Annotated in this window: 20 protein-coding genes; 5 read left to right on the top strand and 15 right to left on the bottom strand. The window is 70.5% G+C overall.

Features of this window, described 5'->3' with window-relative positions; genetic code table 11:
- Positions 1 to 6 precede the first annotated feature (6 nt).
- Positions 7 to 447, top strand: a complete 441-nt coding sequence (locus MW290_RS07965) for a dihydroneopterin aldolase (protein ID WP_250196621.1) — start codon at positions 7 to 9, stop codon at positions 445 to 447.
- Positions 448 to 515: 68 nt separating this feature from the next.
- Here the strand turns inward: MW290_RS07965 and fae are convergent, their stop codons facing one another.
- From fae to MW290_RS07900, 13 genes are all read right to left on the bottom strand, one after another.
- On the bottom strand, positions 516 to 1,025 hold the full coding sequence (fae, locus tag MW290_RS07960) for a formaldehyde-activating enzyme (RefSeq protein ID WP_250194145.1): 510 nt from the start codon (positions 1,023 to 1,025) through the stop codon (positions 516 to 518).
- Between the two features lie 75 nt (positions 1,026 to 1,100).
- Complete coding sequence (locus MW290_RS07955) at positions 1,101 to 2,006, bottom strand: triphosphoribosyl-dephospho-CoA synthase (RefSeq protein ID WP_250194144.1); 906 nt, start codon at positions 2,004 to 2,006, stop codon at positions 1,101 to 1,103.
- The gene (locus MW290_RS07950; protein ID WP_250194143.1) at positions 2,003 to 2,926 is read right to left on the bottom strand and encodes an ATP-grasp domain-containing protein; all 924 of its coding nucleotides are present in this window, start codon (positions 2,924 to 2,926) and stop codon (positions 2,003 to 2,005) included. Before MW290_RS07950 ends, MW290_RS07955 begins: the two co-directional genes overlap by 4 nt.
- Positions 2,923 to 3,903, bottom strand: coding sequence for a methenyltetrahydromethanopterin cyclohydrolase (gene mch / locus MW290_RS07945; protein ID WP_250194142.1), 981 nt, complete (start codon positions 3,901 to 3,903; stop codon positions 2,923 to 2,925). Before mch ends, MW290_RS07950 begins: the two co-directional genes overlap by 4 nt.
- On the bottom strand, positions 3,903 to 5,036 hold the full coding sequence (locus MW290_RS07940) for an ATP-grasp domain-containing protein (RefSeq protein WP_250194141.1): 1,134 nt from the start codon (positions 5,034 to 5,036) through the stop codon (positions 3,903 to 3,905). The genes mch and MW290_RS07940 overlap by 1 nt, the downstream gene beginning before the upstream one ends.
- Positions 5,037 to 5,045: 9 nt before the next feature.
- On the bottom strand, positions 5,046 to 5,960 hold the full coding sequence (locus MW290_RS07935) for an NAD(P)-dependent methylenetetrahydromethanopterin dehydrogenase (protein WP_250194140.1): 915 nt from the start codon (positions 5,958 to 5,960) through the stop codon (positions 5,046 to 5,048).
- Positions 5,961 to 6,003: 43 nt separating this feature from the next.
- Complete coding sequence (locus MW290_RS07930; RefSeq protein ID WP_250194139.1) at positions 6,004 to 7,071, bottom strand: beta-ribofuranosylaminobenzene 5'-phosphate synthase family protein; 1,068 nt, start codon at positions 7,069 to 7,071, stop codon at positions 6,004 to 6,006.
- 137 nt (positions 7,072 to 7,208) lie between these two features.
- Positions 7,209 to 7,574, bottom strand: coding sequence for a 4a-hydroxytetrahydrobiopterin dehydratase (locus MW290_RS07925; protein WP_250194138.1), 366 nt, complete (start codon positions 7,572 to 7,574; stop codon positions 7,209 to 7,211).
- A gap of 51 nt (positions 7,575 to 7,625) precedes the next feature.
- Entirely contained in the window at positions 7,626 to 7,880 is a 255-nt protein-coding gene (locus MW290_RS07920) for a formate dehydrogenase subunit delta (RefSeq protein WP_250194137.1), read from the bottom strand.
- 12 nt (positions 7,881 to 7,892) lie between these two features.
- Positions 7,893 to 10,775, bottom strand: a complete 2,883-nt coding sequence (fdhF, locus tag MW290_RS07915) for a formate dehydrogenase subunit alpha (protein WP_250194136.1) — start codon at positions 10,773 to 10,775, stop codon at positions 7,893 to 7,895.
- Between the two features lie 20 nt (positions 10,776 to 10,795).
- A complete protein-coding gene (locus MW290_RS07910) occupies positions 10,796 to 12,376 on the bottom strand; it encodes a formate dehydrogenase beta subunit (protein ID WP_250194135.1) in 1,581 nt (526 codons plus the stop codon).
- Positions 12,373 to 12,909, bottom strand: coding sequence for a formate dehydrogenase subunit gamma (locus MW290_RS07905; protein ID WP_375142725.1), 537 nt, complete (start codon positions 12,907 to 12,909; stop codon positions 12,373 to 12,375). The genes MW290_RS07910 and MW290_RS07905 overlap by 4 nt, the downstream gene beginning before the upstream one ends.
- Positions 12,910 to 13,052: 143 nt before the next feature.
- Positions 13,053 to 13,787, bottom strand: a complete 735-nt coding sequence (locus MW290_RS07900) for a GntR family transcriptional regulator (protein ID WP_250194134.1) — start codon at positions 13,785 to 13,787, stop codon at positions 13,053 to 13,055.
- 154 nt (positions 13,788 to 13,941) lie between these two features.
- Between MW290_RS07900 and MW290_RS07895 the strand changes: the two genes are divergently transcribed.
- The 3 genes from MW290_RS07895 (at position 13,942) to MW290_RS07885 (ending at position 18,008) form a co-directional block, all read left to right on the top strand.
- Entirely contained in the window at positions 13,942 to 14,829 is an 888-nt protein-coding gene (locus MW290_RS07895) for an amidohydrolase family protein (RefSeq protein WP_250194133.1), read from the top strand.
- On the top strand, positions 14,826 to 15,803 hold the full coding sequence (locus tag MW290_RS07890) for a tripartite tricarboxylate transporter substrate binding protein (protein WP_250194132.1): 978 nt from the start codon (positions 14,826 to 14,828) through the stop codon (positions 15,801 to 15,803). Before MW290_RS07895 ends, MW290_RS07890 begins: the two co-directional genes overlap by 4 nt.
- 93 nt (positions 15,804 to 15,896) lie before the next feature.
- Complete coding sequence (locus MW290_RS07885) at positions 15,897 to 18,008, top strand: PAS domain-containing hybrid sensor histidine kinase/response regulator family protein (RefSeq protein ID WP_250194131.1); 2,112 nt, start codon at positions 15,897 to 15,899, stop codon at positions 18,006 to 18,008.
- 16 nt (positions 18,009 to 18,024) lie between these two features.
- Here MW290_RS07885 and MW290_RS07880 read toward each other — a convergent pair whose 3' ends face one another.
- A complete protein-coding gene (locus MW290_RS07880; protein WP_250194130.1) occupies positions 18,025 to 19,473 on the bottom strand; it encodes an NAD-dependent succinate-semialdehyde dehydrogenase in 1,449 nt (482 codons plus the stop codon).
- A 93-nt stretch (positions 19,474 to 19,566) separates the two neighbouring features.
- Between MW290_RS07880 and MW290_RS07875 the strand changes: the two genes are divergently transcribed.
- Positions 19,567 to 19,761 (top strand): hypothetical protein, encoded by a 195-nt coding sequence (locus tag MW290_RS07875; RefSeq protein WP_250194129.1) that lies wholly within the window; start codon positions 19,567 to 19,569, stop codon positions 19,759 to 19,761.
- On the opposite strand, the gene MW290_RS07870 is transcribed toward MW290_RS07875, so the two are convergent.
- Positions 19,758 to 20,657 carry a LysR family transcriptional regulator gene (locus MW290_RS07870; RefSeq protein WP_250194128.1) on the bottom strand — a complete coding sequence of 300 codons (900 nt, stop codon included), beginning with the start codon at positions 20,655 to 20,657 and terminating at the stop codon, positions 19,758 to 19,760. The genes MW290_RS07875 and MW290_RS07870 overlap by 4 nt on opposite strands.
- Positions 20,658 to 20,660: the final 3 nt, after the last annotated feature.

Raw genomic sequence — 20,660 nt, 5'->3', positions numbered from 1 at the left:
GCCCGCATGGACATCATCTTCATCGAGGGCTTCACCGGCCACACCGTCATCGGCATCCACGACAGCGAGCTGCACGTGGCGCAGCCGCTGGTCATCGACGTGCATGCCGGCGTGCCGCGCGCCCGCGCCTGCGACACCGACCGCATTGGCGACACCATCGACTACAGCGTGGTGCGCGAGCGCCTGCAGCAGCTGATGGCCCACCACAAGCTGCAGTTGCTGGAAGCCTTTGCAGAGGCCATCGCCGACATGCTGCTGCTGGACTTCGGCGCCCGCTGGGTGCGGGTGAGGGTGGTCAAGCCGCGCAAGTTCGACGACGTGCAGGCCGTGGGCGTGCAAATCGAGCGCGACGCCGCCGACCTGCCCGTTGCCCCGAACAGCGATGCCCGCCAGGCCGCGGTGATCCAGCTGCTGGGCAGCGGCCTGGTGCCTGGTCGCAGGGAATGACACCCTGAAATGACGACGCCCTCCGCGGCAGCGCGGAGGGCGTTCTTCTTTCGGGAGCCTGAAGCGGCTTACTGCGCCGCGAACGGGTGGGCGGCAGAGCCCTTCTTGGACACCACTTCAGCCGCGGTCGGCGAGCCGCTCACCGCACGGGCGATGGCTTCCTTGGTGGCCTGGTAGTTGTAGTCCTGGATCTTCTTGTCGTCGTCGGCCAGCCAGTGGATGAACACGCCGACGCAGACGAACAGGTTGTCGGCCTCGTCGGCGGGGATGGTGCCGTCTTCCACCGAATCGGCCACCGCCATGGCCACGCCGCGCTGGGCCGGACCGAACATCTGCACCGCCTGCTTGGCACCCTTGATGGTGACCTTGTTGAACATCACCGTGGCCGGCTTGGTCAGCAGGTTGGGCGCCACGACGGCCAGCAGCGAGGTGAAGCCGTCCTTGTTGTTGGTCAGCGCATTGGCGAACGCGGCCTCGGCCGGGGAGCCGCGCGGCCCGATCAGCAGGTCGATGTGAGCAACTTCGTTGCCGTCGCCGACGAGCGACTCGCCGACCATCATGCGATCAATCTTTGCCATGGCTTGGTTATCTCCTGTGTAGGGTCTTGCGGGTACCACGACACTGGCCTGATGGCCAGCGTGCCACCGGAGTTATCACGTTCCGTGCCATGCCGGCCAGGGCTGCTGCAACAGGGCCTGCAGGCCGTGCAGCAGCAGCGTGGCCACCGTCAGATCGGCCGTCGTACCGGGGTTGATGCGCCGGGATTTCAGCGCTTCGTCCCAGGCGATGAAGGCCGGGTCTGCGTCCAGCTGGCCCGCTTGGGCCGCGGCAGAGCACTGCCAGCCTTGCGCCGCGGTCATGACACTGTGTGCCACGGCCTCGCCGTGCTTGCGCACAATGTGTGAATCGGGCACCGCGGCCAGCCAGGCCAGGTAGACCGCCTGCACCGCAGCGCTGGTTTCAGCGGCCGTGCCGTCCGCCATCAGTGAAAACGAGGAAGGCAGGGCCGGCAGGCCGATGTCGAACAGGGCCGCAAAGTCCGATTGGTATTGCCGTGCGATGAAGTCGCGGTGGGCCGCCAGGGCCATGGCCTCGCGCAGGCCCAGCGTGGGCGCCGCATGCACGTCCTGCTGCGGTGCCTGGCCCAGGCCACCCGGGTTGGCATGGGCGATGGCACGAAAGGCCGCGGCGGCGTCATCAAGGTCCAGCGCCTGCAGCGTGCGCGCCAGCGCGGCGCGCAGGCCGGTGGCCGCACCGCCGGCCTGCTGCTCGAAGGCCGCGGCCAGCGGCGCGCACAGCAGCACGATGCCCAGGTTGGTGTTGCAGCCGGCCGCGGCCCAGCTGGCACGCACCGCGCCTTCGATGCGGGCACCCACGGGCGCGCCAGGCTCGAACAAGGGCTGCGATGCCGCCCGTGCGCTGGCGATGAACTGCTGCGCCTGCATGCCATGGCCGGCCGAAGCCACGCTCACGTTGCCGGGCTTGCGCACCATCACGTCCAGCGTGCAGGCGCGCACGAAGGCGGCCCGGGCAGCGGCGTTCGCGTCCTGGGGCCTCATGCGCGGCGCTGCAGGGCTTGCGCCATCTTGCGGTCCATCAGGTCGGCCACCAGCGCCTGCGCGATGTTGAAGCGCGTGACCTGCTGCAGCCCGCGCCAGGCCGCCACGCCGTTGACTTCCAGCACCTGGATGCCCTGCGGCGACGGGATCAGGTCCACACCCGCATAGTCCATCTGCAGCGCGCCGGCCGCGGCTTCGGCGGCTTGCACCAGGCCGTCTTCCAGCGGCGCAGGCTCGCAGCGCGCGCCCTGGGCCACGTTGTGGATCCAGTGCGGGCTGACGCGGCGCATCGCGGTGATGGCGCGGCCGCCCACCACCAGCACCCGCCAGTCGAAGCCGGGGCGCGTGGCATCGGCCTGCGGCACGAAGCGCTGCAGGTAGGCCAGGCGCCCGGCCACCTGCTGCATCGGCGGCAGCGGCACGTGTGTGCCATCGACCAGGCCCACGCGCATCAAGCCCTTGCCCTGCGAGCCGAACAGCGGCTTGAGCACCAGCGCATGGCCGGCGGCGCTTTCGCGCATCACGATGCGCTGCGCCTGGGCGGCCGATTCGGTGGCCCAGGTAGGCGGCGTGGCCACGCCCGCGGCCTGCAGCAGCAGGCTGGTCATCGACTTGTCGACGCTGCGCTCAATGGCCTGACCTTCGTTGTAGACGGGCACGCCCAGCGCCCGCAGCGCATGCAGCACGCCCAGGCGCTTGGTCACCGCCTCGAAGCTGCCGGCCGCGATGCCGCGCACCAGGGCCGCATCGGGCAGCGCCCGGCCAAAGCCGGGGATCACCAGGCCATGCCAGGCGGCGGTGGTGTCCACATGGCAATCGGCCAGGTCGATGCAGCGCCCCACCGCGCCGCGCAGCCGCAGCGCGGCCTGCAGCTGCCGGGTGTGCCAGCCCACCTCGTCGGTGAAGATGGCCACCCTCATGCGGCGGCCTCCTTCAGCCAGAGGCGGCGCAACAGGTCCATGTCGGTGGCGCCGCCATGCCAGGTGTTGCCGCTGCTGATGTTGCTGACCCACACCTCGGCCGGCGCGAACAGCGCGGGGTCGATCTTGTAGAAGTCGAACTGAACTTCCTTGAAGATCTCGGCGAACGAGCGGCCATGGTCGCGTGAATTGCCCGAGGGCAGCTTGGCGGCCAGCGTGCGCGCCGCCTCGTCGCTGCCCTTGACCGTGAGGTGCACCCGACCGCCGTAGAGGATGGCGTCGTTGGTGCGGCCCATGGCTTCCACGCCATCGGGGCTGGGCGCGGGCAGCGGCGCGCTGCCGCTGCCGTCGATCACGTCGGCCAGCGCAAAGCCCGATTCATGCGCCTGGTGCAGCGCCACTTCCAGCACCCGCGCCACCACCTGCGTGGTGCCGGCCGGGCTGCTGGTGGGCGTGAGGATGAGGGTCAAACCCTCGGGCGCCAGGCCGCAGTCGCGCAGCACCTTGTCGATGACCACCGCGGGCGGCGCGCGGTCCACCTCCAGCACCAGCACGCCTTGGGTGGCCTGGTCGCGGTAGCCCAGTTCGCCGAACAGCTTTTCCTTGCCGGCCAGTGCCCGCGCCGGGCCCGAGCCCAGCGCGAAGAACTTCTTGCCGCCGGTTTCCTCCTTGCTGGCGGCCAGGCTCCAGCCGGCGTACTGGCTGCCCAGGCAGGCCAGCACCGGCTGCGAGCTGCGCACGTCCAGCCAGGTGGGCCAGTCGCTGCCGCCGCTGCGCAGCGCCACATGGCCCAGGCCGCCCATGCAGATCTCGCCCACCAGCAGGCCTGCGGCCACGCTGCCCGGCGACTCGATGCCGGCATCGACGATGCACACGCCGCGCTCGTCGTGGCGCACCGCCACGCCCAGGGTGTCGGCCTGCCGCAGCAGTTGCTCCACCAGCAGCCGGGCACCGGCATTCACGCTCACCAGGTTCATCAGCTTGTCTCCAGCAAAGTATGGACATCGGCATGGGCGGCCTGTAGCCGGGCCCAAACCTGTTCGGCATCGTCGCCATGGGCGCTGACGCTGCACACCGGGTCGCCCGCCTGGAAGCGGGCACCGGCCGATGGCAGGTCGTGCGTGGCCGCGCGGGCCGCCAGTGCCGCGGCCACACCATCGGCCAGGCGCAACGCGCGCGGCGCGAACACGATGCGGTGGCCCTCCACCCGCACCGGTGCGGTGGGGGCGGGGCTGGCCGCGGGCAGCACACCTTCCACGCAGGCGCGCACATGGGCGGCCATCGGCGCCGCCTCGGGGTAGCAGGACAGGCTGGCCGGCGGGCGCGGGTTCACTTCCAGCGCCAGCCAGCGCTCACCGTCGAGCATGAAGTCCAGGCTGCCCAGCCCGCGCAGCGTGAAGGCGCCGGCCAGCACGCTGGCGGCCGCCGCCACCTCGTGCGCCACCACCGGTGATACCGCCACCGGGCCCACCAGGCCGGCGAACACCCAAGGCCGGTCGCCCACCGGCTGCACGATCTGCTGGTTGAAGCCCAGCACCCGCGCGCGGTAGCCGTCGGCCACGAAGGTGGCCGACATCGGCACGCCGGGCGCCTGCTGCTGGTACACGTGGTGGGCGGGGGCCGGGCTGCCGGCCTCGGCCTCGGGCGCGGGCCCCACCTGCCAGCCGCCGCAGCCGCGCATGTCCTTGAGCAGCCAGCCCCGGCGGTCGGCCGGCGCGGTGCGCGACACACGGGGATGCGGCACGCCCAGCGCCGCCAGCACGCGGAAGAACACCCGCGGATCGCGCACGCGGCGCACCGTCTCGGGCCGGTTGCCGATGAGCGGCAGCCAGGCGCCGCCTTCGGCGATCACCTCGTGCAGGCCCTCGAAGCCGCTGCCGGGCACCCAGCCCGCCACGTCGCCCCGCTGGGCCAGCAGCCGCAGCGCCGACAGCGTGCAGTCGGCATCGATCTGCAGCGCGCCGGGCTCGCCCAGCGGCAGCCAGCGTGCGGCGGTGCGGCAGGTGTCCACGTCGCCGAAGAGGTCCAGCGCAATGGCCTGGAAACCATCGCGCACCGCCGCCTCGGCCATGGCCCGGGCCGAGACGCCCGCGACCGCCAGGATGGTCATGGCCTGGGCTCAGTCATGCTTTTCAGCGACGATCTCGCGCGCCTTGGCAAAGGCTTCGGCAAAGCTCAGTACCGAGGGCTTTTCGCCCTGGCACATCTGCACCAGCAGCCGGTGCTGGGTCTGGTACTTCACGTTGCCGATGGCCAGCGCGCCGATGCCCACCGCGCCTTCACGTGCGCCTTCGATCGGCTTGCCGTCGTCCATCACGCCCACGCCGGCAATGCCCTCGGGCGGCACGGCGTTGACGTCGGCGGCCACGCGCAGCGCGGTGGCCACGCCCAGGTCGTCCTTGTTCAGCACCTGCACGCCGGCGGCGGCGCAGGCCAGGATCACGTCGGCATCGGCCACCGAGGTGCGGATGGCCGCACGGTCGCCGCCCGACACGCCGTGCAGCGTGACGCCGAAGCGCTGCGCCGTCTCGTGGGCGGCTTCTTCCGCGGCGTCGATGCCGTTGCGGCTGCTCAGCTGCACCTGCGCGCCGGCCATGGCCGCCAGCACACCGGCGATGCGGCCCACCGGGCCGGTGCCGCCCAGCACCACCACCCGCAGGCCATCGAGCTTGCAGCCGTGCTGCTGCATCAGCTGGCCTTCCACGCAGGCCACCATGGCGGCGGCGGTGGTGTAGGCGCCGCTGGGGTCGGCCATCAGCGAGACGATGAAGGGCTTGACCATGCTCTCCTGCGCGCGCGCAAGCATGTCGGCGGCCAGCAGCGCATCACGCCCGCCGATGAAGATGCCGGTGCGGCTGACGCCCTTGGGCCCACGCGAGAAGATGGTGTCCTGCGTCAGGTTGCGGATGGCGTCCAGGCCCACGTCCGCATACGGCACCACCAGCTGGTAGCCGGCATCGGCCGCCATGTTGATGTCGAACGGGCTCATCTGCTTGCCCGGGGTGAACATGTGGAGGATGTAGGGACGGTCCATCGCGGGCTTTCGGTGTTCGGTGGGTGGAGCGGGCAAGGCGGCTTCAGCGCCCGCGGGTATCGGCCAGGGTGGCGCCATGGGCACGCGCGGCCACGCTGCGCAGCCGCAGGCCGGGCGGCAGCAGGCCGGCTGCGGCTGCGGCGGTGGCCAGCGCATCGGCCTGGGCGGCGCTGGCGACGATGGCAAAGCCGGTGGGGCCCCAGGAGCTCTGGCCCACGGCCACGGCGCCGGGCGCCAGCCGCAGCAACCCGTCCATCAGCCGGCCGACCGCCGGACTGGTGTAGCAGCCGCCCTGGGCCGGCGCGAAGTGTTCGCCCAGCACCTGCTGCACGCGGTTGATGCCGGCGGCAAAGCCGGCCAGGTCGGCAGTGGCGGCGCCGGGCAGCACCCGCATCAGCACCTGGTGGCAGATGTCGGCGGCCAGCGCCTGCGGCAGCGGCGCCAGCGTGGCGATGGCCTGCTTCTCGCGCTGGCCCGACAGGCCATGCAGCGTGTCGTCCTGCGCCACCAGCACCCGCCAGGCGGCGGGCAGCGGCAGGCGCGCCAGCAGCGGCGCGGGCCGGCCGTCGGGGCCGGGGCCGCCGTCCACCAGCAGGCCGCCCTGGTCGAAGCCGGCGATGCCCACGCCAGAGCGCAGGCCGCGGCCCAGCCAATGCGCCAGCGTGGGCGTGTCCACCGCCAGGCCGTGCCAGTGCGCAAAGGCCCGGCCCACCGCCAGCGCCAGCTGGGTGCCCGAGCCGAAGCCGGCATGCGCCGGCAGCACGTCCAGCAGCTGCAGCCGCAAGGGCTCGGTGCGGCCGCTGTGGCGGCGCAGCGCGGCCAGGTGGCGGGCAGCACGTTCCAGCTCCGCCTGGGCGGCAGGCGTGCCGGCCACGACGTCGTCAGCGCGCGCTGCCGACACCGCCACCGCGGTCTCGAAGCCGTCGATCACCAAACCAATGCTGCCGAAGGCCCGGCCCAGCGTGGCGGCCGGGTCGAGGAAACCCAGGTGCAGCCGGCCCGGCGCCCGCAACGTGACCGTGCCCGGGCGCGCCAGCGCGCTATCGTGCGCGGACGCCAGGCCCGCTGGCGGGCCCGCGTCGGCGCCGCGGGTGGGTGTACAGGTGGACATCGCCCCCATCGCAAGCAAACCCCGTTCCCCCGAGGGTCAACCCGGGGTCATCCCCGGGTCAAGCCGCCGCCGCACGCTGCGCCTGTGCCGGGGCGGGGACAGACTGTCATCCCGCCGGACGGCGGAAGGCGTGGCAGTCAGTCGTACTTGAGGTACTTGAAGCGCGGATCGTCCGGCGTGCCCTCCAGCGCGGCGCCGGGCTCGGTGCCGGGCTGCCACATGAGCACCTCCTCGATCTTGCGCGCCAGCGCGAAGTCCTTGTCGGTGATGCCCTTGGCCGAATGCGTCACCAGCTTGACGGTGACGAAGGCGTAGCTCACCGACAGGTCGGGGTGGTGCCAGGCGGCTTCGGCCAGGTGGCCGATGGTGTTGACGGCCATCAGCGTGGCCTTCCAGCCGCTGGTCTTGTATTTGCGGCGAAGCCAGCCGCCTTCCAGCGTCCATTGCGGCAGCTCCTGCGCCAGCCGCGCCGTCACTTGTTCGTCGGTGTAGACCGTGTCCATCCAGGCAACCTCCCGTTTGCAACAGAAGGTGCCATGGTGCAACGGACACGATCACCCCGCTGGCGCGGTGGCGGATTCCAGCACCTGCGGGTGGGTGTCCAGGGCCTCGCGCACGATGGGCAGCAGGGGATGCTCGGCCAGCGCCGCCTCGTCGGCCAGGTGGGCGCGCAGCGCACGGCGCATGCGCGGCTCCCAGAAGCGCTGGATGTGCTGGGCGATGCCCTCCAGCGCCTCGGGCCGGTCGGGCATGGCCTCGAAGAACTGGCCGATGCGGTTGGCCATGCGCACCAGGTTGTCTGCATGCATGCGCGGGCCCCCTTACTTGCCCACCACCGCGGCCGCGTCGGCCGGCTGGCGCTGCTGCAGCAGCTCGTTCTGCACCTGGTTGAAGCGGCTGTACGACTGCTGCCACTCCGAGGGCTGGGCCACCGGCATCACCTGCACAGCGGTCACCTTGTACTCGGGGCAGTTGGTGGCCCAGTCGGAGCTGTCGGTGGTGATGACGTTGGCGCCCGATTCCGGGAAGTGGAAGGTTGTATAGACAACCCCCGGCTGCATGCGCTCGCTGATCACCGCGCGCAGCACCGTCTCGCCGGCGCGGCTTTGCACGCCCACCCAGTCGCCGTGGCGGATGCCGCGGTCCTCGGCATCCACCGGGTGGATCTCCAGCCTGTCTTCGCTGTGCCAGCGGTTGTTGTCGGTGCGGCGCGTCTGCGCGCCCACGTTGTACTGCGACAGGATGCGGCCGGTGGTCAGCAGCAGCGGGAAGCGGCGCGTCACCTTCTCGTCGGTGGGCACGTACTGGGTGAGGATGAAGCGGCCCTTGCCACGCACGAACTGGTCGATGTGCATGATCGGCGTGCCCTCGGGCGCGTCGTCGTTGCAGGGCCACTGCACGCTGCCCAGCTCGTCGAGCTTGCGGTAGGTGACGCCGCGGAAGGTCGGCGTCAGCGCCGCGATCTCGGCCATGATCTCTTCGGGGTGGCCGTAGTTCATCGGGTAGCCCAGCGCATTGGACAGCAGCTGCGTCACCTCCCAGTCGGCATACACGGCCTTGGGCGGCATCACCTTGCGCACGCGGCTGATGCGCCGCTCGGCATTGGTGAAGGTGCCGTCCTTTTCCAGGAACGAGGAGCCGGGCAGGAACACATGCGCGTACTTGGCCGTCTCGTTCAAAAACAGGTCCTGCACGACGATGCATTCCATCGCCATCATCGCGGCGGCCACGTGCTGGGTGTTGGGGTCGGACTGCACGATGTCCTCGCCCTCGCAGTACAGGCCCTTGAAGCTGCCCGACAGCGCCGCCTCGAACATGTTGGGAATGCGCAGCCCCGGCTCGGGCTGGATGGCCACGCCCCAAGCCTGCTCGAACTGCGTGCGGGTGGCCAGGTCGCTGACGTGGCGGTAGCCCGGCAGCTCATGCGGGAACGAGCCCATGTCGCACGAGCCCTGCACGTTGTTCTGGCCGCGCAGCGGGTTCACGCCCACGCCTTCGCGGCCCACGTTGCCGGTGGCCATGGCCAGGTTGGCGATCGCCATCACCGCGGTGGAGCCCTGGCTGTGCTCGGTGACGCCCAGGCCGTAGTAGATGGCGCCGTTGCCCGCACCGGCATACAGCCGGGCGGCCCCACGCAGGTCGGCCGCGGGCACGCCGGTGACGGCCTCGGTGGCCTCGGGCGAATGCTCGGGCCGCGCGACGAATTCCATCCATTCGCCGAAGGACTTGGCGTCGCAGCGCTCGGCGATGTAGTCCTGCGCCAGCAGGCCTTCGGTGACGATCACGTGGGCCAGCGCGGTGAGCACCGCCACGTTGGTGCCCGGGCGCAGCGGCAGGTGGAAGGCAGCGCGGATGTGCGGCGACTTCACCAGGTCGATGCGGCGCGGGTCGATGACGATGAGCTGCGCACCCTCGCGCAGCCGCTTCTTCAGCCGGGAGGCGAACACCGGGTGGCCGTCGGTGGGGTTGGCGCCGATCACCATCACCACGTCGGCCTGCTCCACCGATTTGAAGGTCTGCGTGCCGGCGGATTCGCCCAGCGTCTGCTTCAGGCCGTAGCCGGTGGGCGAGTGGCACACCCGCGCGCAGGTGTCCACGTTGTTGTTGCCGAAGGCCGCGCGCACCAGCTTCTGCACCAGGTAGGTTTCTTCATTGGTGCAGCGTGAGGAGGTGATGCCGCCGATCGAGTCGCGCCCGTGCTGGGCCTGGATGCGCTTGAATTCGCTGGCGGCGTAGCCGATGGCTTCTTCCCAGCTCACCACCTGCCACGGGTCGGTGATCTTCTTGCGGATCATCGGCGTGGTGATGCGGTCGGCATGGGTGGCGTAGCCCCAGGCAAAGCGGCCCTTGACGCAGGAGTGGCCTTCGTTCGCGGCGCCGTTCTTCCACGGCACCATGCGCACCACCTCGGCGCCCTTCATCTCGGCCTTGAAGCCGCAGCCCACGCCGCAGTAGGCGCAGGTGGTGGTCACGCTGTGCTCGGGCTGGCCCAGCTCGATGACCGTCTTTTCCTGCAGCGTGGCGGTGGGGCAGGCCTGCACGCAGGCGCCGCAGCTCACGCATTCGCTGTCCATGAAGGCTTCGTCCATGCCGGCGGACACGCGCGACTCGAAGCCGCGGCCGCTGATGGTGAGTGCGAAGGTGCCCTGCGTCTCTTCACAGGCCCGCACGCAGCGGTTGCAGACGATGCACTTGGACGGGTCGTAGGTGAAGTACGGGTTGCTCTCGTCCTTGGCGCTGTTCAGGTGGTGGGCGCCGCCGTACTGGTCGCCCACGCCGTAGCGCACCTGGCGCAGGCCGGTGACGCCGGCCATGTCCTGCAGCTCGCAATTGCCGTTGGCACCGCAGGTCAGGCAGTCCAGCGGGTGGTCGCTGATGTACAGCTCCATCACGCCCTTGCGCAGCTCCTGCAGCCTGGGGCTCTGGGTGCGCACCTTCATGCCGGCCTCGGCCGGCGTGGTGCAGCTGGCGGGGTAGCCCTTGCGGCCTTCCACCTCCACCAGGCACAGCCGGCACGAACCGAAGGGCTCCAGGCTGTCGGTGGCGCAGAGCTTGGGCACCTGCACGCCGGCGTCGATGGCCGCGCGCATCAGCGAGGTGCCTTGCGGCACCGTCACCTGCTGGCCGTCGATCTCCAGCGTCACCTCTTGGGCGGATTCGCGGCGGGGCGTGCCGTGGTCGATCTCGGGGTAGGCGTCGAGCATGGGGGTTCTCCTGCCGGCTCTCAGGCCGCCTCGCGTTGCGGGGTGGAAAGGCCGAAGTCTTCGGGGAAATGGTTCAGAGCCGACATCACCGGGTAAGGCGTCATGCCGCCCATGGCGCACAGCGAGCCGTAGAGCATCGTGTCGCACAGGTCCTTGAGCAGCGCCACCTGCTGCGCATGGGCGGCGGGCTGCTGGCGGTGCAGCGTGATGCGGTCGATCACTTCCATCCCGCGGGTGGATCCGATGCGGCAAGGCGTGCACTTGCCACAGCTTTCCAGCGCGCAGAACTCCATCGCGTAGCGGGCCAGCTTGGACATGTCGGCGCTGTCGTCGTGCGCCACGATGCCGCCATGGCCCACCGCCGCGCCCACGGCCGCATAAGCCTCGTAGTCCAGCGGCAGGTCCCACTGCGATTCAGGCAGGTAGGCGCCCAGCGGCCCGCCCACCTGCACCGCCTTGATCGGCCGGCCGCTGGCGCTGCCGCCGCCGAAGGTGAACAGCAGCTCGCGCAGCGTCAGGCCGAAGGCCTTTTCCACCAGGCCGCCGTGCTTCAGGTTGCCGGCCAGCTGGAAGGGCAGCGTGCCCCGCGAACGGCCCATGCCGTAGTGCTTGTAGAAATCGGCTCCCCTGGCCAGGATGATGGGCACCGTGGCCAGCGTGATCACGTTGTTGATCACGGTGGGTTGACCGAATAAACCTTCAATGGCCGGCAGCGGCGGCTTGGCGCGCACGATGCCGCGCTTGCCCTCCAGGCTTTCCAGCAGCGCGGTTTCTTCACCGCACACATAAGCGCCCGCGGCCTTGCGCACCACCAGCTCGAAGGCGCGGCCCGAGCCCATCACGTCGGGGCCCAGGTAGCCAGCCTGGCGCGCGATGGCGATGGCCGATTCCAGCGTGGCGATGGCGTGCGGGTATTCGGACCGCACATAGATCCAGCCCTGCGTGGCCCCCACCGCCAGGCCGGCGATGGTCATGCCCTCGATCAGCACGAAGGGGTCGCCCTCCATCGTCATGCGGTCGGAGAAGGTGCCCGAATCGCCCTCGTCGGCGTTGCAGACGATGTGCTTCTGCGGCGCCGTGGTGCCGGCCACCGTCTTCCACTTGATGCCGGCCGGAAAGGCCGCGCCGCCGCGCCCGCGCAAGCCGGAGTCCAGCACTTGCTGCACCACCTGCGAAGGCGTCAGTTCCAGCGCGCGGCGCAGGCCGGCATAGCCTTCATGGGCCTCATAGTCGGCCAGCGACAGCGGATCGACGATGCCCATGCGGGCGAAGGTCAGGCGCTCCTGGTGCTTGAGGAACGGGATCTCTTCAGTGGGGCCCAGCGCCAGCGCGTGCGCACCGCCCTGCAGGAAACCGGCTTCGAAGAGGCCGGGCACGTCGGTCGGGTCTACCGGCCCGTAGGCGATGCGGCCCTGCGTCGTGACCACTTCCACCAGCGGCTCCAGCCAGAAAAGCCCGCGCGAGCCGTTGCGCACCAGGCGCACGTTCAAGCCGCGCTGAGTGGCCTGGGCGGCGATGGCGCGGGCCACGCGGTCGGCACCCACGGCCAGCGCGGCCGAATCGCGCGGCACGTAGACGGTGATGGCGTCGAGCGCGGTCATGCTTGAGCCTCCGCCTGTTCGGCGATGTGCTCCGCGATCAAAGCATCGAAGCGTGCCGGGCTCATGCGGGCATGCGGTTCACCATCCACCGCGAGCGCGGGCGACGAGGCGCACAGCCCCAGGCAGTACACCGGCTCCACGCCGAAGCGGCCATCGGCCGAGCGGCTGCCGTGCGCCTGGCCGTGGCCGCCGCAGCCGAGGGTGAGCTGCACATGGGCCATCAGCGCCTCGGCACCCATGGCCTGGCACGACTCGGCCCGGCACACCTGCACCACGTGGCGCGGCGGCGCCTCGGTGCGGAAGTGGTGGTAGTACGTGAGCACGCCGTGCACCTCGGCCCGCGAGAGGTTGAACACCTCGGCGATCACCGGGACGCCCTCGCGCGGCACATGGCCCAGCGCATCCTGCACCGCGTGCAGGGCGGGCAGCAGCCCGCCGGGCGTGTCTTGAAAGGGCTCGGCGATCCGCCGCACCGCCGCCGCATCGGCCGACGGCGTCGGCAGCGGCGCAGGCAGCGCGTCGTTGGCAGGCACCACTGGGGCACCGGGGTCATGAAGGGGGCTGGGCATCGTCACCTCGCTGGTCACGCACTCTAGGAGGCGGGCGGGGGTGCGGGCAATAGGGCGGGGGCGGCCCGGGCTTTAGGCTGTGGATGACCTAAGGGTTAACCTGGTCTTCAGCGGATGTCCACTTCGTACTGAAACCCATCGCCCGCGCCGCGTGTGCATCGCCACTCCACGGGCGTGCCAGCGAAGTCGAATGCAAGCCGCTGCACGGCGATCACGGGGGCGCCCGGCGCGAGCGACAGCCGGTCTGCGATGGCCTTGCCCGCGCTCTCCACGGTCAGACGCTCGCGGGCCGATGCGACCAGTTGCCGGCAGCTCGTTTCGTACAGCGGGTACAGCAGATCGGGAAAATCCTTGAGCTTGATCTCCACCAGCGGCTCGAAGCGCTCGCGTGGCAGCCAGATGTCCTCGGCCAGCACCGGCTGATCGTCGATCAGGCGCAACCGCGACAGATAGATGCCCATGGCTTCGTCGCCCATGCCGAGCGCCTGTCGCACGTCGGCCGGCGGCACCCGCAGAGCGCGCGACAGCACCCGGGCGCTGGGCCGTACATCGCTGCCCGCGCGGCTGCGGAAGCGGAAAAAGCGAAACAACGAATTGCCGAAGTCTGGCCGGCGCACAAACGTGCCTTTGCCCTGGGCACGCACCAGCACGCCTTCGGCCACCAGCATGTCGATGGCCTTGCGCACTGTGCCGGTGGCAAGGCCGTAGGCCTGCGTCAGCTCGGCCTCCGTCGGAATGGCGGCGCCCGGCGCCCATTCACCGGAAGCGATGCGCTGCAGCAGATCGTCACGCAGTCGTTGGTACAGCGGCAGGCGTTCGTCGTGCGCCGACAGGCGGTTCATCGATTCGTCGGGTGGGGAGGCGGGCCGAAGAACTTTAGCAGCAGGCAGGCTGGGGGCCACGTAGTTCCACCGATGCCGCCAGCCGCGCGACTCACTACAGTAGTGTTCTAGTTATATAGATGACTACACCAATTCTGAAGTCAACACCGGACTCATGCACACCGCGGACAGCGCCCCCACCTTCGGCATAGACAGCCACGCGCATGTCTTCACCCGGCAGCTCGCCATCCAGGACCCGCGACGCGCCCCGCAGGGCTATGACGCCACACCTGCCGACTACCTGGCCACCTTGCACGCGCACGGGCTGGACGGCGGGGTGCTGGTGCAGCCCAGCTTCCTGGGCACCGACAACGGCTACCTGCTGGCAGCGCTGCAGGCCCACCCGCGTCAATTGCGCGGTGTGGCGGTGGTGGCACCGGGCATCCACCTCGACGAGCTGCTTCACATGCAACGCGCCGGTGTGGTCGGCATCCGGCTCAACCTGATCGACCTGCCGGCACCCGACTTCGCGGCACCGGACTGGCGACACCTGCTGGCCGCACTGGCGCAATTGCGCTGGCACGTTGAAGTGCACCAGCATGCCGCCCGGCTGGCGCCGGTGCTGGACCCGTTGCTGGCAGCGGGCCTGGATGTGGTGGTGGACCATTTCGGGCGGCCTGATCCGCGCTTGGGCGTGCAGGACCCCGGGTTCCAGCATCTGCTGGCACTGGCCGGTACGGGCCGGGTGTGGGTCAAGTTGTCGGGCGCCTACCGCAATGGTGGCCGCGATGGTCGCTCGGGCGGCGAGGCCATCGCAGAGGCTGCCATGCCGCTGTTGCTCACGCGCTTTGGTCCGCAGCGCCTGCTGTGGGGCAGCGACTGGCCCCATACCCTTTTCGAGTCGTCCATCCATTTCCAGGCGCAGCGCCGCCTGCTGGACACCTGGCTGCCCGAGCCCGCCGATCGCCAGGCCGTGCTGCTGCACACGCCGGCACGCCTGTTCCGATTTGATTCAGCACGCGCCCATCACGGCACATCTGCCACGCAACGGAGACCCTCATGATCAAAAAACGTGTCCTGCTGACCAGCGCGGTCTGCGCCTTGACCGCCTGGCTGCCCATCACCTCGGCACTGGCGCAGGCCTGGCCCACCAAACCGGTGACGCTCGTCGTGTCCTACCCGCCCGGCGGTGGCGCCGACATCATGGCGCGGCTGATCGGCCCCCGGCTGGGTGAGGCGCTGGGCCAGCCGGTGATCGTCGAGAACCGGCCCGGCGGTAGCGGCCAGTTGGCTGCAGGAGCGGTCACGCGCGCTCCTGCCGACGGCTACACGCTGCTGTTCGACGCATCGTCATACGCGGTCACGCCCACGCTGTTCCCGGCCTCGCCCTACAAGGGCGGCAAAGCCTTCCGCACCATCGCCGTGACGGCCCTGTTCCCGAACGTGGTGCTGGTGAACCCCGGCTTCTCGGCGCGCACCGTGGCCGAGCTGGTGACGGCGGCGCGCAAGGCGCCCGACTCCGTGGCCTTCGCCTCCTCCGGCAACGGCTCGGCCCAGCATCTGGCTGGCGTGCTGTTCGAGCAGAGCGCCGGTGTGCAGATGATGCATGTGCCGTACAAGGGCGGGGGTCCCGCGTTGAACGACGTGATGGGCGGCCAGGTGCCGGTGTTCTTCGGCAACGTCGCTTCCACGCTGGGCCACATCCAGAGCGGAAGACTGCGTGCGCTCGCCGTCACCGGCCGTGAACGTTCAAAGGCCCTGCCCGATGTGCCCACCGTGGCACAGGCTGGCGTGGCCGGCTTCGAGAGCTATGAGTGGAACGGCCTGTTTGCTCCGGTGGGCACGCCCGATGCCGTGGTCGAACGGCTGCAGGCCGCGGTGCGCCAGGCGATGGCCGCACCCGAGGTGCGCGAGCGCATCACGGCGCTGGGGGGCGAACCCTTCCGCGGGGACGCGAACGAGGCCGCGCGCTTCGTGGCCGGCGAGCTGGATCGCATGGCCAAGCTGGTGAAGGCACGCGCGATCACGGTGGAGTGACCGCTCGGGCAGGGCCTGGGCGGGTGCGGCGCGGACGCTCGCGGTGGCGGCCATTGCCGCCACAATCGGCGCAGGCCCACCCTGTTACACCCATTGCCCACGCCAGCCCCCACCCCCGACGACTTCCCGGCCGGCGACAGCCGCATGGCCGCGGAGTTCCGCGCGTTCGACTGGTCGACACATGTGCTGGGGCCGACGGCGGGCTGGCCGGTGGTGTTGCGGGTGGCCGTGAACATGATGCTGGCCTCCAGCTTTCCGCAGTGCATGGCCTGGGGGCCGCAGCGCACCCTGCTCTACAACGACGCCTACCGGCCGATGCTGGGCAACAAGCCGGCGCCGCTGGGCAAGCCGATCGACGAGGTGTGGGCCGAGGTGTGGCCCGACATCCGGCCGCTGCTGGAGCGCGCCTACGCCGGTGAGGCCACCTTCGTGGAAGACCTGCCGCTGGTGGTCGAGCGCCATGGCCGGCCCGAGCAGGCCTGGTTCACCTTCTGCTACAGCCCGGTGCGCGACGAGCGCGGCCAGGTGCTGGGCATGCTGGACACCGCGCTGGAAACCACCGGCAAGATGCTGGCCGAGCAGCGGCTGACCGAGGCGGCCGCCTCGCTGGAGCGCCAGGTGGCCGAGCGCACCGCCGACCGCAACCGGCTGTGGCAGCTCAGCTCCGACCTGATGCTGGTGGCGCGGCTGGACGGCGTGGTGCTGGCGGTGAACCCGGCCTGGACCCAGCTGCTGGGCTGGCGCGAGGACGAGACCCTGGGCGCCGACGTGATGCAGCTGGTGCACGACGACGACCGGCAAGCCAGCCTGGCGCAGCTGCAGCAGCTGGCCCAGGGCCATGCGCTGCACCGCTTCGACAACCGCATGCGCCACCGCGATGGCAGCTACCGCTGGATCTCGTGGACGGCGACGCCGGGCGACGGTGCGCTGAGTGCCGTCGGCCGCGACGTGACGGCCGAGCGCGAGCAGGCCGATGCGCTGCGCCGCACCGAGGAGATGCTGCGCCACAGCCAGAAGATGGAAGCGGTGGGCCAGCTCACCGGCGGGCTGGCGCACGACTTCAACAACCTGCTGCAGGGCATCACCGGCAGCCTGCAGCTGATGGAGCGCCTGATCGACCGCGGCCGCCATGGAGAGCTGGGCCGCTACATCACCTCGGCCCGCGGCGCCGCGCGGCGGGCGGCCACGCTTACCCACCGCCTGCTGGCCTTCTCGCGCCGGCAGACGCTGGCGCCCCGCCCCACCGACCTGAACGAGCTGGTGGCGGGCATGGAAGAGCTGATCCACCGATCGCTGGGCCCCGGCATCGAGCTGCAGCATGCGCCCGCACCCGGCCTGTGGCTCACGCGCGTGGACGCCGACCAGCTGGAAAGCGCACTGCTGAACCTGTGCATCAATGCCCGGGACGCGATGCCCGACGGCGGCCGGCTGCAGCTGACGCTGGCCAACCTGCAGCTGGCCGACGAAGCTGCCGCGCTGGACCTGCCGGCCGGCGACTACGTGGCGCTGAGCGTGACCGACACCGGCACCGGCATGCCGCCGGAGGTGGTGGCGCGGGCGTTCGACCCGTTCTTCACCACCAAGCCCATCGGCCGCGGCACGGGACTGGGCCTGTCGATGGTGTACGGCTTTGCCCGCCAGTCGGGCGGGCAGGTGCAAATCGATTCGGCGCCGGGCCAGGGCACCACGGTGCGCATCCTGCTGCCGCGCAGCAACGCCTCGGTGGCGCAGCCGGCGCCCGCGGTGGCGGCCTCTTCCACCCACGCCGCCGGGCCGAAGCTGGACGGCCAGGCCCTGGTGGTGGAAGACAACGCAGAAGTGCGCATGCTGGTGGTGGAGGCCCTGCGCGAGCAGGGCCTGACCGTCACCGCGATGGAAGACGGCCCGCGTGCGCTGGGCCTGCTGCAGACGGAGCAGCCCTTCGACCTGCTGGTCACCGACGTCGGCCTGCCGGGCGGGCTCAACGGCCGCCAACTGGCCGACGCCGCCGTGGCCCTGCGGCCCCGGCTGCGGGTGCTGTTCATCACCGGCTATGCCGACAACGCAGCGCTCGGCGCCGCTGACCTGGCGGCCGGCATGGACGTGCTGGTCAAGCCCTTCACGCTGGAGGCATTGCTGGCGCGCGTGAAGGGCCTGCTGGAAGGCCCGACCGCCGGGCCGCCCCAAGGTCGGGCGCGACCCCTCGGGGGGCCGCGAACGCAGTGAGCTTGGGGGCCCTACGTCAATCCGCGTTGAGGATCGCCACCGACTTCGTCACCAGGTACGGCTCCAGCGCCTCGGGGCCGCCTTCCGAGCCGTAGCCGGAGTCCTTGACGCCGCCGAAGGGCATTTCGGGCCAGGGGGCGGCGGGCTGGTTGACCCACAGCATGCCCACTTCCAGGTCTTGCGACAGCTTGTGGGCGTTGGACAGCGAGCGGGTGAACGCGTAGCTCGCCAGGCCGAAGGGCAGGCGGTTGGCTTCGGCGATGGCCTCTTCCAGCGAATCGACACCACGAACCGCGGCCACCGGGCCGAAGGGCTCGTTGTTGAACACGTCGGCGTCCAGCGGCACGTCGGCCAGCAGCGTGGGCGCGAAGAAGTTGCCTTCGCTGCCCACACGCTCACCGCCGGTGACGATGCGGGCGCCCTTCTGGCGCGCGTCTTCCATCACCTTGGTCATGGCACTGATGCGGCGCGCGTTGGCCAAGGGGCCCAGCGTGGTGCCGTCGGCCAGGCCGTCGCCCACCTTCAGCCCCTGCACACGGGCGGCAAAGCCGTCGATGAAGCGTTCCTTGATGTGGTTGTGCACCAGGAAGCGGGTGGGCGAGATGCACACCTGGCCCGCGTTGCGGAACTTGGCGCCGGCCAGGGCCTTGATGGCCAGGTCGACGTCGGCATCCTCGGCCACGATGACCGGTGCATGGCCGCCCAGTTCCATGGTCACGCGCTTCATGTGCTGGCCGACCAGCGCCGCCAGTTCCTTGCCCACGGGGGTGGAGCCGGTGAAGGTGACCTTGCGGATGACCGGATGGGCGATGAGGTAGCTGGAGATCTCGGCCGGGTTGCCGAACACCAGGCCCACCACGCCGGCGGGCAGGCCGGCATCGACGAAGGCCTGCAGCAGCGCGGCCGGCGAAGCCGGGGTTTCTTCCGGTGCCTTGACCAGGAAGGAGCAGCCGGTGGCCAGCGCCGCCGACAGCTTGCGCACCACCTGGTTGATCGGGAAGTTCCAGGGCGTGAAGGCGGCCACCGGGCCCACCGCTTCCTTCAGCACCATCTGGCGCACGGCCAGGTTGCGGGCCGGCACGATGCGGCCATAGGTGCGGCGGCCTTCGTCGGCGAACCATTCGATGATGTCGGCGGCCGACATCACCTCGACCTTGGCTTCGGCCAGCGGCTTGCCCTGCTCCATCGTCATCAGCGGTGCGATGGCATCGGCCCGTTCACGCACCAGGCCGGCGGCCTTGCGCATGATGGCGGCACGCTCGTGCGCCGGGGTGTTGCGCCAGGCCTGGAAGCCGCGCTGGGTGGCGGCCAGGGCCTTGTCCAGGTCGGCACGGCTGGCGTGGGCCACGCGGCCGATGGGCTTGCCGGTGGCGGGGTTCAGCACGTCCAGGGTGCGGCCATCGGCGGCATCCACCCATTCGTTGTCGATCAGCAGCCGGGTGTCACGGTAGGCATTCGTCGTCATGCACGCTCCTCACTGAAACAGATGTCGAGCCCGCAAGTCTCGCACCGACGGCACAACGATTGCCGAAGCAAGGTTTCCGAACTGGAGAAAACCATGACGCAACGCAACCTGCCCGTGCAGCAACCGCCCACCGACGAACACACCGCCAACGACTGGATGGCCGAGCGCATCAACAACACCGGCACCGGCCAGGACCCGGCGCCCACCGGTACGCCGCTGCCCACGCACAAGAAGGGCTCGGCCCAGCGCGGCCAGGCCGAAGAATCCAAGCGCGGTTCCCACAACTAGACAGCCGCCACCTGCCGCGCCTGCTCCACCAGCCAGGCGCGGAACAGCGTGAGCAGCCCGTCGGCGCCCTTGTTCTCGGGCGCTGCGAAGTAGTACGCCCGGTCGCTCGGGCAGCGGTGGTCCACCGGCACCACCAGGCGGCCGGCGGCCAGTTCGTCGGCCAGGTCGTACTCGGGCACCAGGGCCACGCCCAGGCCCACCATGGCCGCCTGCAGCGACATCGAGAACAGCTCGTAGCGCGGCCCCACCAGGTCCACCGGCGAGCGCAGGCCCACCGAATCGAACCAGTGCCGCCAGGCATAAGGCCGCGTGCTCTGCTGGATCAGGGGCAGCCTGGCCAGTTGCTGCGGCGTGAGCCGCTTGCGGGGATGGATGAGCGCCGGACTGCACACCGGCACCAGCGACTCGGGCATCAGGTACTCCACCGTGGCACCCGGCCACAAGCCGTCGCCCGCGAAGATGGACGCATCGAGCCCGCTGTCCTGGAACAGGAACGGCCGCGTGCGGCTGGACAGGTTGATGGTGATGTCCGGGTGGCGGCGCGCGAAGTCGGGCAGGCGCGGCAGCAGCCAGCGAGTGCCGAAGGTGGGCACGATGCCCAGTTCGATCGAGCCGCCGCGGCCCTGGTGGGCCATCAGGTCCAGCGTGTCGCGCTCCACCTGGTCCAGGTGGCGCGCGATCTGCCGCTGGTAGGCCACGCCTGCATCGGTCAACACCACACCGCGGCCTGAGCGGCGGAACAGCTTGGTGCGCAGAAAAGCCTCCAGCGAGGCCACCTGCCGGCACACCGCGCCCTGCGTGAGCGACAGCTCGTTGGCCGCGGCGGTGAAGTTGGAATGGCGGGCCGCGGCCTCGAAGGCGGTGAGCGCGGCGGTGTTGGGAATGGTGCGTCGCATGCG

The organism is Aquincola tertiaricarbonis, from assembly GCF_023573145.1.
In the GTDB taxonomy this organism is placed as follows: domain Bacteria; phylum Pseudomonadota; class Gammaproteobacteria; order Burkholderiales; family Burkholderiaceae_C; genus Aquincola; species Aquincola tertiaricarbonis_B.
This window is presented reverse-complemented; position numbering and strand designations above follow the sequence as displayed.

Bases quoted from the DNA above. Each gene is read 5' to 3' on its own strand.
- MW290_RS07935 (WP_250194140.1), bottom strand. From the start codon at position 5,960: ATGGACCGTCCCTACATCCTCCACATGTTCACCCCGGGCAAGCAGATG.
- MW290_RS07895 (WP_250194133.1), top strand. From the start codon at position 13,942: ATGCACACCGCGGACAGCGCCCCCACCTTCGGCATAGACAGCCACGCG.
- MW290_RS07930 (WP_250194139.1), bottom strand. From the start codon at position 7,071: ATGTCCACCTGTACACCCACCCGCGGCGCCGACGCGGGCCCGCCAGCG.
- MW290_RS07900 (WP_250194134.1), bottom strand. From the start codon at position 13,787: ATGAACCGCCTGTCGGCGCACGACGAACGCCTGCCGCTGTACCAACGA.
- MW290_RS07920 (WP_250194137.1), bottom strand. From the start codon at position 7,880: ATGCATGCAGACAACCTGGTGCGCATGGCCAACCGCATCGGCCAGTTC.
- mch (WP_250194142.1), bottom strand. From the start codon at position 3,903: ATGAACCTGGTGAGCGTGAATGCCGGTGCCCGGCTGCTGGTGGAGCAA.
- MW290_RS07890 (WP_250194132.1), top strand. From the start codon at position 14,826: ATGATCAAAAAACGTGTCCTGCTGACCAGCGCGGTCTGCGCCTTGACC.
- MW290_RS07875 (WP_250194129.1), top strand. From the start codon at position 19,567: ATGACGCAACGCAACCTGCCCGTGCAGCAACCGCCCACCGACGAACAC.
- MW290_RS07940 (WP_250194141.1), bottom strand. From the start codon at position 5,036: ATGACCATCCTGGCGGTCGCGGGCGTCTCGGCCCGGGCCATGGCCGAG.
- fae (WP_250194145.1), bottom strand. From the start codon at position 1,025: ATGGCAAAGATTGATCGCATGATGGTCGGCGAGTCGCTCGTCGGCGAC.
- fdhF (WP_250194136.1), bottom strand. From the start codon at position 10,775: ATGCTCGACGCCTACCCCGAGATCGACCACGGCACGCCCCGCCGCGAA.
- MW290_RS07955 (WP_250194144.1), bottom strand. From the start codon at position 2,006: ATGAGGCCCCAGGACGCGAACGCCGCTGCCCGGGCCGCCTTCGTGCGC.
- MW290_RS07870 (WP_250194128.1), bottom strand. From the start codon at position 20,657: ATGCGACGCACCATTCCCAACACCGCCGCGCTCACCGCCTTCGAGGCC.
- MW290_RS07950 (WP_250194143.1), bottom strand. From the start codon at position 2,926: ATGAGGGTGGCCATCTTCACCGACGAGGTGGGCTGGCACACCCGGCAG.
- MW290_RS07880 (WP_250194130.1), bottom strand. From the start codon at position 19,473: ATGACGACGAATGCCTACCGTGACACCCGGCTGCTGATCGACAACGAA.
- MW290_RS07965 (WP_250196621.1), top strand. From the start codon at position 7: ATGGACATCATCTTCATCGAGGGCTTCACCGGCCACACCGTCATCGGC.
- MW290_RS07910 (WP_250194135.1), bottom strand. From the start codon at position 12,376: ATGACCGCGCTCGACGCCATCACCGTCTACGTGCCGCGCGATTCGGCC.
- MW290_RS07925 (WP_250194138.1), bottom strand. From the start codon at position 7,574: ATGGACACGGTCTACACCGACGAACAAGTGACGGCGCGGCTGGCGCAG.